Below are 11,382 nucleotides of genomic sequence, written 5' to 3' on the forward strand. Positions count from 1 at the left end.
CATGCCGAACACGGAAGTTAAGCACTTGAACGCCGAAAGTAGTTGGGGGCTTCCCCCTGTGAGGATAGGACGTTGCCAGGCACTTGACCGATCTGCAAATTGCAGGTCGGTCTTTTTGTGTAATCATTTTAGAGGAAAAGGAGTTTTTTCATGAAACACGAACTTCCTATTGTACATGCACTTCAACGCCATTTAGATCGAACGCCCATCTCATGGCATGTTCCTGGTCATAAGAATGGAACATTGACACCTCTTCCTGACTTCTTTAAATGGGACATCACAGAATTACCTGGTCTAGATGATTTTCATCATCCGGAAGAGGCCATTGCAGACGCGATAGCTTTGCTGCAAAAAGTCTACGGTGCAAAAGCGAGTCATTTCCTTGTAAATGGTTCGACCGTTGGGAACTGGGCGATGCTTGCCGCTACAGCAACAAGAGGAGAGCGTGTTTATGTACAGCGTAATTCCCATAAATCGGTGTTCAATGCGTTAGAATGGCTGGGGATCGAACCGATCTTTCTTGAACCAGACATCCATGAGGAAACGGGAATCAGTGGACATGTTTCACGTGAAACATTAAAGGAAGCGTTTACGAAATACCCAGGAGGAGTCGGCGTGTTTATCACTTCACCGACCTATTACGGGGAAGCTGCTGATATCACGTCACTCGTTCAGCTCACAGCGTCGCACGGGCTCCCTTTATTAGTGGATGAAGCACATGGTGCACACTTCGGTGAAGCATTTGGTGTACGCTCTGCATTTGAATTGGGAGCAACTGCTGTTGTCCAGTCTGCTCATAAAACACTTCCAGCACTGACGATGGGAGCATGGATGCATGAGCGATTTTCGGAAAAGATGAGAAGGAAGTTACAGCGAGCGCTTCAAGCGTTTCAGACTTCGAGTCCTTCATATTTACTGCTGGCTTCATTAGATTACGCCCGTTCCTATCGTGAACAATGGACAGTTAAAGGTATGTCAGATATTCAGGCTAGTCATGATGCATTCATCGAAGCACTTCAACGGTTCGATCATATGACGGTCCTTCGCTTCGATGATTGGTCACGGATGACATTAACGTATGAGGGATATTCAGGAGATGCGTTGCTGCACGCGTTACGAGCTGTTCAACTCGATGCAGAATTTGCTTTAGGAGATCACGTCGTCTGTATTTTGCCACTTCGTCCGCTAGCTAAGTCTGAGCAGGCTGACTGGGTCCACCGTGTCGAACGAGCCATTCAAATGATGAAATCAGAAGGAATTCCTTTGAAAGGTATATCGAGCAACCAATTATGGGTAAAATACAGGTATCTGCTTTAGCTTGTTCTTATGAACAGTTAGAACAAGCAACAGGTACGTTCCGTCAGCTGGATGAGTGTATCGGTCATGTTTCACTCGAAACGATTATTCCGTACCCGCCAGGCATTCCGTTGATCGTCAGAGGCGAACGCATTACGGCGGAACAGGTACTACGTTTACGACATTATCAAACCGTAGCCGTTCATTTGCAAGGGGGCGAACAATTGCAACGAGGAGCGTTACGCGTCATAGAGGAAGGGTTTGAAGGATGAAAGGTACGTTCATTACTGTCGAAGGACCAGATGGTGCCGGTAAAACGACACAACTACAATTGCTTAGTGATGTGTTAAAAGAAAAAGGCTATAACGTCATGACGACCCGTGAGCCAGGTGGCACACGCGTTGGGAACGAAATTCGTTCGTTGATTTTGAATCCTGATTTTGAAGAGATGAAAGAGATGACAGAAATTCTGTTGTATGCAGCGTCTCGTGCCCAGCATGTCGAGGAATTGATTCGACCGGCGTTAGAGGCAGGCACAATCGTTTTATGTGACCGATTCGTTGATGCGTCACTTGCGTATCAAGGGTATGGTCTTGGACATCCGATTGATCTCGTGCGTCAAATCAATGATTCTGCAACAGGTGGGTTAGCGCCAGACCGAACGTATTTATTTGATTTAACGGTAACGGATTCTAAAAAACGAATGATGGAACGGGGAGCACTTGATCGAATCGAGCAGCGAGATGATGCGTTTCGTGCCCGCGTCTATGAAGGTTTCCAACAGATTGCAATATCGGATCCGGAACGGGTACAGATCGTACAAGCCAATCGGTCGATTGAAGCGATTCATCAGGACTTAGTGGAAGATGTCATTACGTATTTAGAAGAAAAGGAGAGATTTTCATGAAAATGGTCATTACGATCGTTCAAGATAAAGATAGCTTACGTTTGGCGGAAGCACTTGTCGAGCATGATTTCCGAGCAACGAAACTGGCAACGACAGGTGGTTTTCTTAAAGAAGGGAACACGACGTTCATGATTGGTGTACAGAGTGAGCGTCTCGATGATTTGTTACGATTGATCAAAAAGAACTGTTCGAGCCGCGAACAGATGGTCTCTCCAATCTCACCAATGGGTGGTCATGCCGATTCTTACATCCCGTATCCCGTTGAAGTCCAGGTAGGCGGGGCAACGGTCTTCGTCTTGCCAATCGAAGGGTTTCATCAATTCTGATGCAGACGTTTCATGAACTGGAACAGACACAATCGGTCATTTCGACGATTCTTCAAAATTCGTTACGAAACGATCGAATCAATCACGCTTATATCTTCACCGGAGACTATGAGCCGCTTCTACTTGAAGCGGCTCACTTGTTCGCGAAAAGCCTTTTTTGTGAGGCCCCGGTTGATGTAGAGCCATGTGGTGTCTGTCGTAGCTGTCGGCGAATGGAAAGTGGCAACTTGGTCGATTATTATGAAATCGAACCAGATGGCGCGACCATCAAAAAAGAACAGATTCAACAATTGATGCATGATCTCTCACTCCGAGGACTTGAAGGCGATCGTCAGATTTATGTCATTACCCAGTCCCATAAGATGACTCCTCAGGCAGCAAACAGTTTGCTGAAGTTCTTTGAGGAACCAGGAGAAGGAAAAGTGGCCTTATTGTTGACGAATCAACCCCAGCTCCTTTTACCGACGATTCGATCGCGGGGACAGTTATTAAGTTTTCGCCCGGCGGATCGTCAAATGATTGGCGAGGTTTTATCTGAAAAAACGGGACGGGACCACGAGTTGACGCAATTGGCAGCGCGTGTCTATCCAAAAGTCGAGGATGCAGAAGAAGCATTACTCGAAGACTGGTTTGTAAATGCGCGAGCGTCAGTGTTACAATTGATGGAGGAATTAGCGAATCGTCCGGCTGATTTACCACTGTTCGTACAAGAGAAATGGATGGGACAATTCAAGAACCGTCAGGATGTCCGAATCGGTCTTGAACTCGTCACCTGTTTCTTTGAGGATGTCTTACGTCTGAAACTGAATCCGGCGTGGGAAGGTATGACCTATACGAATAGTAAACCCCAACTTGAACAGATGGGGTCCAAGAGCCAGACGACGATCACCCGCTGGTTGCAAGCTGTGCTTGCCTCAGTAAGACGGGTCGAAGCGAATGTTAATCCCCAATTAACAGTTGAGCGTCTCATGTTTGACTTACAGAAAGGGTAGAGCGACATGCTAGAAGTAGTAGGCGTTCGCTTTAAAGAAGCGGGCAAAATTTATTATTTTGCACCTGGACAAGAGTCATTATCACGAGGACAAGCAGTCATCGTTGAGACGGTACGGGGCATTGAATATGGCGAAGTGGTCATCGCCGATAAACAAATGGACGAAGAAGATGTGGTGTTGCCACTGAAATCCATTCTTCGGATTGCTGACGATAAGGATGCAATGATCGTCCGCGAAAATAAAGTCGCAGCGCTTGATGCGCATGCGGTATGTGTCGAAAAAATCCGTGAACATAAACTCGATATGAAATTGGTCGATGTCGAGTACACGTTTGATCGCAATAAGGTCATCTTCTACTTCACGGCAGAAGGACGTGTTGATTTCCGTGAGCTCGTCAAAGATTTAGCGGCGGTCTTCCGGACGCGTATCGAACTCCGTCAAATCGGTGTTCGGGATGAAGCGAAGTTACTGGGAGGCATCGGTCCGTGTGGTCGTGTCTTATGTTGTTCATCTTTCCTCGGTGAGTTCGAACCGGTTTCAATCAAGATGGCAAAAGATCAAAACCTGTCGTTGAATCCGACGAAGATTTCAGGAGTATGTGGTCGTTTGATGTGCTGCCTGAAATACGAGAACGATACGTATGAAGAAATGCGCCGTGATTTGCCGGACTACGGAAAACGTTTGACAGTACCTGAAGGCGAAGGACGCGTCGTTGGTTTGAACATCCTCGATCAAATCGTTCAAATCGAACTGAAGGATCGTTCCCGCGTCTTGACGTATTCAATGGAAGAACTATTATCCGTTGGTGCCGTAAAACCAAAACGACCAAAAGAATAACGGGGTGCATACGCGTGGAGAGAGTCGATAAAAAAGAAATCATTACGCGTGTCGATGCGATTGAGCAACAGATTCATTTGCTGACTGAGCATCTGAGCGTGTTAAAGGATCAGCTGGCTTACATGATGGAAGAGAACCAACATCTGTATCTGGAGAATCATCATCTTCGGGAAAAAGTCGAACGCGATGAACAACAGCCGGTCACGGAAGCGGAAGAAGCGGAAGCGGGCGTCGGTGCGGGCTACGATAATCTCGGACGATTGTACCAGGAAGGGTTCCACATCTGTAACTTGCATTATGGACAAGTACGAAAAGACGGCGATTGCCTCTTTTGCTTATCCATGTTAACGAAACATTGAGAGGCTGACTTCTACATGAGTCAGTCTTTTTTTCGGAAAGGAAGGCACGACATGTTTGAACTATTACCAGACGAACGACTTGATTATCTCTTAGGACAAGAAGGGAAAATCATTCAAAGTCCATCCGTCTTCTCGTATTCACTCGACGCGGCACTGCTCGCACGATTTGCGTGGGTCCCGATTCAACAAGGACGGATTGCCGATCTCTGTTCAGGAAACGGTGCGATTCCACTCTTTTTATCTTACCGGACGAAAGGGCAGATCACGGGTCTTGAAATCCAGCCGCGACTAGCGGAGATGGCACGACGTAGCGTCACCTTGAATGAACTGAACGACCGGATTGAGATGATTGAAGGGGACGTCAAAGAGGCGGGTACGCGTCTTGGATACGGCATCTATGATGCTGTCACCTGTAATCCGCCTTATTTTTTAGCAAACGAGACATCGAACCAAAACCAAAGTGAACATTATACGATTGCACGACATGAAGTCCTCTGTACACTCGAAGACTGCATTCGAGGTGCATCTGATTTGTTGAAACAAGGCGGAAAGGCAGCGTTCGTCCATCGACCGGAACGACTGCTCGATATTGTCACCTTGATGCGGACGTATCGCTTGGAACCGAAACGGATGCAGCTGATTTATCCGAAAGCAGGGAAGGAAGCAAACATGCTGTTGATCGAGGGGATCAAGGATGCAAAACCTGGACTGAAGGTGCTCCCCCCATTCATCGTCTATGAAGCGGACAACTCGTATGCGGCTCAGATGAAGGAACTGTTCGATGTCTGAGCATGCAGTCTATATCGTTCGTTGCCAAGATGATACGTATTATACGGGTTACGCTGTAGACGTCACGCAACGCATCGCGACACATAACGCAGGTAAGGGTGCGAAGTATACACGTGCCCGTCTACCGGTCGTCCTCGTTCATCAGGAAGTTTTTGCGACGAAGTCAGAGGCAATGAAGCGGGAATATGCGATTAAACAATTAACCCGTTCACAAAAAGAACGTTTGATTCAAGGAGGAACCTCATGAAAGCGACGAGTAGCTATCAACAGCAAGGAGCCGGTCTCTATATCGTCCCGACACCAATCGGCAATTTAGAAGACATGACGTATCGGGCCGTCCGGATCTTACAGGAATCCGATATCGTCGCAGCAGAAGATACCCGGCAGACGATGAAACTGTTTCGACATTTTTCGATTGAGACGAAGCTTGTCAGTTACCATGAACACAATAAACAAACAAGCGGCGAACGACTCCTCGCTGACTTAGAGACAGGAAAACAAATCGCCCTCGTCTCCGACGCCGGCATGCCAGGTATCTCGGACCCGGGAAGCGACTTGATCCGCCAAGCGATTGCAGCAGACATCCCTGTCATCGTTCTTCCGGGTGCGAACGCTGCGTTAACAGCTCTGGTCGCGTCTGGTCTGTCGACGGAACGCTTTTTATATTACGGCTTTTTGCCACGGAAGAAAAAAGAACGTCGCGAAGCGTTAGAGCAATTGAAATACGAAACCGGAACGCTCGTCTTTTATGAAGCACCACATCGATTGAAAGAGATGTTGCAAGGGATCGAGGAAGTACTCGGCGATCGCCAGGTGACGTTAGCCCGGGAATTAACAAAACGGTACGAGGAGTACATTCGGGGAAGCGTGAGTGAATTACGCGCTTGGGCAGCAGAAGACGTTCGGGGTGAGTTTGTCGTCCTTGTCGAAGGATCACACGAAGAACGACCGGATGCGGTCATCCAAGACAGTGATCCACTCGAGCAAATCCGTCGGTACATCGAAGAAGGCGAAAAGCCGAACGCGGCGTTGAAGCGTGTCGCCAAGGAACGGGGACTGGATCGTCAGGAACTATACCTTGCGTTTCACGAAGCAGATTAAAAAAAGGAAGCCCCGTCAGGAGCTTCCTTTTTTGTTTATTCGTTGCTTGCGTAATGACGATCGAGGAAATCTTTTAATTCAACGAGAACGCGTTGTGCGCCATCTGGTGAAAGAATCAATTTACCATCAGCCAATTTGAAGTTATCTTCTGATACTTCTCCTGTTACTTGGCAAGTCATGTTTGGTTTATATTTTTTAAGGATGATCTGTTCGTTGTCGACATAAATCTCGAGGGCATCCTTTTCTGCAATTTGAAGTGTACGGCGTAATTCGATTGGAATTACGACACGACCGAGCTCGTCTACTTTACGTACAATACCTGTTGATTTCATTTTGTTGTTCCTCCTTTGATGTCATGGATCTCTTTTTCTTTTGAAAAATCGTCAAAATTCGACATCGTTTCTATAGAATGTAGAATACTAGACTTTCCAAAAGTAGTCAACCAATCTGAATAGCTTGAAATCAAAATGTCATTTATTTCTCAAAAAAACCATATTTGAAACGATTTATTAATACATTTTCCCTTTTTAAAGGAAATGAAACTATAGAGTGTGTTTTTTTGTAATTTGATGTCTGATGTCAAAAAATGTTTCGATTCGACAAAAAGTGAGTTTCGACATCAGTCCCGTAACAGCGTATAATAGCCTATAATGAAGATGGAAATCAGAGAACGGAGGAATAACATGGCAAAGACATTTTATATCACGACCCCGATTTATTATCCAAGTGCAAAACTACATATCGGTCACGCGTACACGACGGTGGCTGGAGATGCGATGGCACGGTACAAACGACTTCAAGGATTCGACGTCCGGTATTTGACAGGTAGCGATGAGCACGGTCAAAAGATCCAGGAAAAAGCAGCAGAAGCAGGGATTTCGGAACAGGCATTCGTCGACGGTGTCGTCGAACAGATAAAAGTCTTATGGGATCGTCTCGACATCTCGTACGATGATTATATCCGGACGACAGAACCACGTCACAAGAAAGTCGTCGAAAAAGTGTTCGAAACACTTCTTGAATCAGGCGATATCTATTTAGGTGAATACGAAGGTTGGTATTCGATTCCGGATGAGACGTACTATACCGAATCACAACTCGTCGACGGGAAGAGCCCTGACAGTGGACACCCGGTCGAACTCGTTCGCGAAGAATGTTACTTCTTCCGGATCAGCAAGTACGCGGACCGTCTACTTGAGTACTTTGAAGCGAATCCGTCATTCATCTTGCCAGAATCACGTAAACACGAAATGATCAATAACTTCATTAAACCAGGTCTTCAAGACTTAGCGGTCTCACGGACGACATTCAACTGGGGTGTACAAGTCCCGTCGAATCCGAAGCACGTCGTCTACGTCTGGATCGATGCGTTGACGAACTATATCTCGTCACTCGGTTATGGTACGGATGATCATGGTAACTTCGATAAGTACTGGCCAGCAGATGTTCATCTCGTCGGAAAAGAAATCGTTCGTTTCCACACGATTATCTGGCCGGCACTCTTGATGGCGCTTGACCTCCCATTACCGAAGAAAGTCTTCGCACATGGTTGGTTATTGATGAAAGACGGAAAAATGTCGAAATCAAAAGGAAACGTCGTCGATCCGATTCCGTTGACGGATCGTTACGGTCTCGATGCTCTTCGTTACTACCTCTTACGGGAAGTGCCATTCGGTTCGGACGGTATGTTCACACCTGAAGCATTCGTTGAGCGGATGAACTACGATTTAGCGAACGATCTCGGGAACTTACTCAACCGGACGATCGCGATGGTCACGAAATACTTTGACGGTGAGATCCCAGCCTATACAGGTAATGTGACACCGTTTGATGCGACACTGTCAGATCTTGCAAAAGAAACGGTCACGAAAGTCGAAGCATCGATGGAACACATGGAATTCTCTGTCGTGCTATCGAACATTTGGCAATTGATCAGCCGTGCCAATAAATACATTGATGAGACACAACCATGGGTGCTTGCAAAAGACGAATCCAAAACGGCGGAACTCGGTTCAGTCATGGTGCATCTCGTCGGCGTCTTACGTCACGTGGCGATCATGTTGCAACCGTTCATGACGCGTTCACCAAAAGAGATCTTCGCGCAACTTGGTCTCTCTGGACAAGCGATGGACTGGGCGGCGCTCGAGAAATTCGCAGACATCACACCAGGAACAAAAGTCGGTACAGCGACACCGATTTTCCCACGTCTCGACGTCAAAGAAGAAGTCGAAGCAATCGTCGACATGATGCGTCAAGCTTCTGCAGCACGTGTTGAGGAAGAAGAAGTTGAAGAAGAAGACGAAGATATTCGTCCAGAAACGACAATCGATGTCTTTGACCAGATCGAATTACGTGTCGGTGAAGTCGTGACGGCTGAAAAAATCAAAAAGGCGAAAAAACTATTGAAGCTACAAGTCGATATGGGCAAAGAAACACGCCAAATCGTCTCTGGTATCGCTCAGTGGTATGAGCCGGAAGATTTAGTCGGACGAAAAGTCATCGTCGTAGCGAACTTAAAACCGGTCACGTTACGTGGCGAACTCTCACAAGGAATGGTCCTTGCTGCTGAAAAAGCAGGAAAACTTGAACTAGCGACGGTCCCGTCAACGATGGCGAACGGCGCAAGCGTAAAATAAAACCGATGCCTGTGGACTTCATGTCACAGGCATTTTTTTAAAGAAGGAGTCGAACAGCTATGTTAATCGATACACACACTCACTTGAATGCAGACCAATTTGCGGACGACGTCCACGAGACGATCGAGCGGGCACGCGCGAACGGTGTCTCACCGATGATCGTCGTCGGATTTGATCATAAGACGATCGATCGTGCGATGGAACTCGTTGAAGCGTACGATGATCTTTATGCGGTCATCGGCTGGCATCCCGTCGACTCGATTGATTTTGATGAGGAAGCGTACCAAAAGGTCGCACGGTTGATGGATCACGAAAAAGTCGTTGCGCTCGGAGAAATCGGACTCGACTATCACTGGGACACGTCACCGAAAGATGTGCAGCAGGAAGCTTTCCGCAAACAGATCCGTCTCGCGAAGCAGAAAAAGAAACCAATCGTCATCCATAACCGGGAAGCGACAGAAGATACGTTACGGATCCTTGAAGAAGAGGATGCAAAAGAAGTCGGCGGGATTCTGCATAGCTACAGCATGAGTGCTGAATTATTACCACGATGCCTGGCGATGAACTTCTACATTTCACTCGGAGGTCCCGTTACGTTCAAGAATGCGAAGATGCCGAAACGTGTCGCGCAGGAAGTCCCGCTCGATCGTCTACTCGTTGAGACGGATTGTCCGTACCTGACACCAACACCGCACCGCGGTAAACGCAACGAACCGGCTTACGTCCGATTCGTCGCCGAAGAGATCGCGCAGCTCCGTGGCATGATGTACGCTGACGTCGAAGCAGCGACGACGGAAAATGCAAAACGGGTCTTCCGTTTGCCATGATGCGTTCGTTAACGTTCATTACGATCGGGTGCAGCCTGCTACTTGCGGCTGCACTCGTCTATGGGATGATGGATCATCCACAAATCGTGACTGTCTTGATTGATGGCCAAGAACAACAAATTGAAACGACAGCTGACTCTGTTTATGGAGCACTTGAAGAAGCCGGTATTACGACGCGTGCCAATGATGTGATTGAACCTGCACTCAGTGCCGACCTGCCGAAAAAACGATTGATCGTCATTCAGCGGGCGAAAGAAATCACACTGATCATGGGCTACGGTGAGTCCCGTCGCGTTCGAACGCAAGCACGCCAAGTGAAGGACTTGCTGGCAGAACGTGGTATCAAAAAAGCGGATACGGATGATATTTATCCGTCGTCTGACGCTGTGTTGACGAACGGAATGACAGTTCGGTACCGAGAAGCTTTTCCCGTTGATCTCGTCGTTGGTGGAAAAGCCCGACAAATCTACACGTATGAGACGTCAGTTCGGGAATTGTTAGCACGAGAAGGAATCCGTCTGCAAAAAGAAGACCGGGTCGCTCCGGATCCCGATACCCGCGTGACGGAAGGAACGTTGATCACGGTCAACACGACACGTCGTGCGACGTTGACGCAAGAACAGCTCGTGCCGTTTGAAATTGAAGAAGTCGAGGATCCGACCTTACCGGAAGGCGAGCAACTCGTGACGGCATCTGGTCGTCCGGGTGTCCGAACGAAAAAGTATCAATTGACGTTAGCTGACGGTCTTAGCAAAGAGAAGAAACTGATTGATGACCAAGTGACACGGACACCGATCAAACAAGTCGTCAAGGTCGGAACAAAACCAATCGAGACGCCTACTGAAGCACCCGTCTTTAACGAAGAGCAGGCGACGAATCCACTAACTGAAACACCTAAAGCCGACGCGGACCTTGATTTTTCGAGTGCGAAGAGTTTGATGGTCGAAGCGACGGCGTATACGAACGACCCAGCTTCGAACGGCAGTCGTTTGTACAACGGACGTGCCTTGACAGCGACCGGGTATGACGTGACGGATACGATCACCTATCAAGGGATGCCGATCATCGCGGTTGATCCGAAAGTCATTCCGCTTGGAACGAAGGTCTACGTCGAAGGAGTGGGTCTTGCGATCGCCCTCGATACCGGTGGAGCCATCAAAGGAAATAAGATCGATGTCTTGGTCGATGGAGAACAAAAAGCGAAGACGTTCGGTCGAAAACAACTGCAAGTCTGGGTCATTCCTAGTGCAACGGAAGCGGACACGTGACGCTTCCTTGTTTTTTTCGTGGAAACAGGTACAATTACGAGAGT

At 47.7% G+C, this 11,382-nt stretch carries 14 protein-coding genes and 1 rRNA gene; 14 read left to right on the plus strand and 1 reads right to left on the minus strand.

Features of this window, described 5'->3' with window-relative positions; all coding sequences use genetic code 11:
- From rrf to rsmI, 11 genes are all read left to right on the plus strand, one after another.
- A 5S ribosomal RNA gene (rrf, locus tag AC3B4V_RS15760) occupies positions 1-81 on the plus strand; the annotation flags it as partial.
- A 69-nt stretch (positions 82-150) separates the two neighbouring features.
- The gene (locus AC3B4V_RS15765) at positions 151-1,317 is read left to right on the plus strand and encodes an aminotransferase class I/II-fold pyridoxal phosphate-dependent enzyme (RefSeq protein WP_488378843.1); all 1,167 of its coding nucleotides are present in this window, start codon (positions 151-153) and stop codon (positions 1,315-1,317) included.
- Positions 1,290-1,568 carry an Orn/Lys/Arg family decarboxylase gene (locus AC3B4V_RS15770; protein WP_488378844.1) on the plus strand — a complete coding sequence of 93 codons (279 nt, stop codon included), beginning with the start codon at positions 1,290-1,292 and terminating at the stop codon, positions 1,566-1,568. The genes AC3B4V_RS15765 and AC3B4V_RS15770 overlap by 28 nt, the downstream gene beginning before the upstream one ends.
- Complete coding sequence (tmk, locus tag AC3B4V_RS15775) at positions 1,565-2,203, plus strand: dTMP kinase (RefSeq protein ID WP_488378845.1); 639 nt, start codon at positions 1,565-1,567, stop codon at positions 2,201-2,203. Before AC3B4V_RS15770 ends, tmk begins: the two co-directional genes overlap by 4 nt.
- Complete coding sequence (locus tag AC3B4V_RS15780) at positions 2,200-2,529, plus strand: cyclic-di-AMP receptor (protein ID WP_023466519.1); 330 nt, start codon at positions 2,200-2,202, stop codon at positions 2,527-2,529. Before tmk ends, AC3B4V_RS15780 begins: the two co-directional genes overlap by 4 nt.
- Positions 2,529-3,521: a DNA polymerase III subunit delta' gene (locus AC3B4V_RS15785; RefSeq protein ID WP_488378846.1), complete on the plus strand. Its 993-nt coding sequence runs from the start codon at positions 2,529-2,531 to the stop codon at positions 3,519-3,521. Before AC3B4V_RS15780 ends, AC3B4V_RS15785 begins: the two co-directional genes overlap by 1 nt.
- Before the next feature lie 6 nt (positions 3,522-3,527).
- Positions 3,528-4,358: a PSP1 domain-containing protein gene (locus AC3B4V_RS15790; RefSeq protein ID WP_488378847.1), complete on the plus strand. Its 831-nt coding sequence runs from the start codon at positions 3,528-3,530 to the stop codon at positions 4,356-4,358.
- 8 nt (positions 4,359-4,366) lie between these two features.
- Positions 4,367-4,717 (plus strand): DNA replication initiation control protein YabA, encoded by a 351-nt coding sequence (gene yabA / locus AC3B4V_RS15795; RefSeq protein ID WP_119182633.1) that lies wholly within the window; start codon positions 4,367-4,369, stop codon positions 4,715-4,717.
- Between the two features lie 51 nt (positions 4,718-4,768).
- Positions 4,769-5,506 (plus strand): tRNA1(Val) (adenine(37)-N6)-methyltransferase, encoded by a 738-nt coding sequence (locus tag AC3B4V_RS15800; protein WP_214725615.1) that lies wholly within the window; start codon positions 4,769-4,771, stop codon positions 5,504-5,506.
- Entirely contained in the window at positions 5,499-5,753 is a 255-nt protein-coding gene (locus tag AC3B4V_RS15805) for a GIY-YIG nuclease family protein (protein WP_023466528.1), read from the plus strand. The genes AC3B4V_RS15800 and AC3B4V_RS15805 overlap by 8 nt, the downstream gene beginning before the upstream one ends.
- Positions 5,750-6,607 carry a 16S rRNA (cytidine(1402)-2'-O)-methyltransferase gene (rsmI, locus tag AC3B4V_RS15810; RefSeq protein ID WP_488378848.1) on the plus strand — a complete coding sequence of 286 codons (858 nt, stop codon included), beginning with the start codon at positions 5,750-5,752 and terminating at the stop codon, positions 6,605-6,607. Before AC3B4V_RS15805 ends, rsmI begins: the two co-directional genes overlap by 4 nt.
- 35 nt (positions 6,608-6,642) lie before the next feature.
- On the opposite strand, the gene abrB is transcribed toward rsmI, so the two are convergent.
- Positions 6,643-6,939, minus strand: coding sequence for a transition state genes transcriptional regulator AbrB (gene abrB, locus AC3B4V_RS15815; protein ID WP_023466531.1), 297 nt, complete (start codon positions 6,937-6,939; stop codon positions 6,643-6,645).
- Between the two features lie 324 nt (positions 6,940-7,263).
- Here abrB and metG point away from each other — a divergent pair, with 324 nt between their 5' ends.
- The 3 genes from metG to AC3B4V_RS15830 are packed head-to-tail and all read left to right on the plus strand — an operon-like array spanning position 7,264 to position 11,338.
- Entirely contained in the window at positions 7,264-9,243 is a 1,980-nt protein-coding gene (gene metG, locus AC3B4V_RS15820; RefSeq protein ID WP_256429264.1) for a methionine--tRNA ligase, read from the plus strand.
- 59 nt (positions 9,244-9,302) lie between these two features.
- Complete coding sequence (locus AC3B4V_RS15825; protein ID WP_488378849.1) at positions 9,303-10,070, plus strand: TatD family hydrolase; 768 nt, start codon at positions 9,303-9,305, stop codon at positions 10,068-10,070.
- Positions 10,067-11,338: a ubiquitin-like domain-containing protein gene (locus AC3B4V_RS15830; RefSeq protein ID WP_326198784.1), complete on the plus strand. Its 1,272-nt coding sequence runs from the start codon at positions 10,067-10,069 to the stop codon at positions 11,336-11,338. The genes AC3B4V_RS15825 and AC3B4V_RS15830 overlap by 4 nt, the downstream gene beginning before the upstream one ends.
- The last annotated feature ends 44 nt before the right edge of the window (positions 11,339-11,382 follow it).

The organism is Exiguobacterium sp. E17S, from assembly GCF_057772545.1.

Bases quoted from the DNA above. Each gene is read 5' to 3' on its own strand.
- AC3B4V_RS15780 (WP_023466519.1), top strand. From the start codon at position 2,200: ATGAAAATGGTCATTACGATCGTTCAAGATAAAGATAGCTTACGTTTG.
- rsmI (WP_488378848.1), top strand. From the start codon at position 5,750: ATGAAAGCGACGAGTAGCTATCAACAGCAAGGAGCCGGTCTCTATATC.
- AC3B4V_RS15765 (WP_488378843.1), top strand. From the start codon at position 151: ATGAAACACGAACTTCCTATTGTACATGCACTTCAACGCCATTTAGAT.
- AC3B4V_RS15800 (WP_214725615.1), top strand. From the start codon at position 4,769: ATGTTTGAACTATTACCAGACGAACGACTTGATTATCTCTTAGGACAA.
- tmk (WP_488378845.1), top strand. From the start codon at position 1,565: ATGAAAGGTACGTTCATTACTGTCGAAGGACCAGATGGTGCCGGTAAA.
- metG (WP_256429264.1), top strand. From the start codon at position 7,264: ATGGAAATCAGAGAACGGAGGAATAACATGGCAAAGACATTTTATATC.
- AC3B4V_RS15805 (WP_023466528.1), top strand. From the start codon at position 5,499: ATGTCTGAGCATGCAGTCTATATCGTTCGTTGCCAAGATGATACGTAT.
- AC3B4V_RS15830 (WP_326198784.1), top strand. From the start codon at position 10,067: ATGATGCGTTCGTTAACGTTCATTACGATCGGGTGCAGCCTGCTACTT.
- AC3B4V_RS15785 (WP_488378846.1), top strand. From the start codon at position 2,529: ATGCAGACGTTTCATGAACTGGAACAGACACAATCGGTCATTTCGACG.
- AC3B4V_RS15825 (WP_488378849.1), top strand. From the start codon at position 9,303: ATGTTAATCGATACACACACTCACTTGAATGCAGACCAATTTGCGGAC.
- AC3B4V_RS15770 (WP_488378844.1), top strand. From the start codon at position 1,290: ATGGGTAAAATACAGGTATCTGCTTTAGCTTGTTCTTATGAACAGTTA.
- abrB (WP_023466531.1), bottom strand. From the start codon at position 6,939: ATGAAATCAACAGGTATTGTACGTAAAGTAGACGAGCTCGGTCGTGTC.
- AC3B4V_RS15790 (WP_488378847.1), top strand. From the start codon at position 3,528: ATGCTAGAAGTAGTAGGCGTTCGCTTTAAAGAAGCGGGCAAAATTTAT.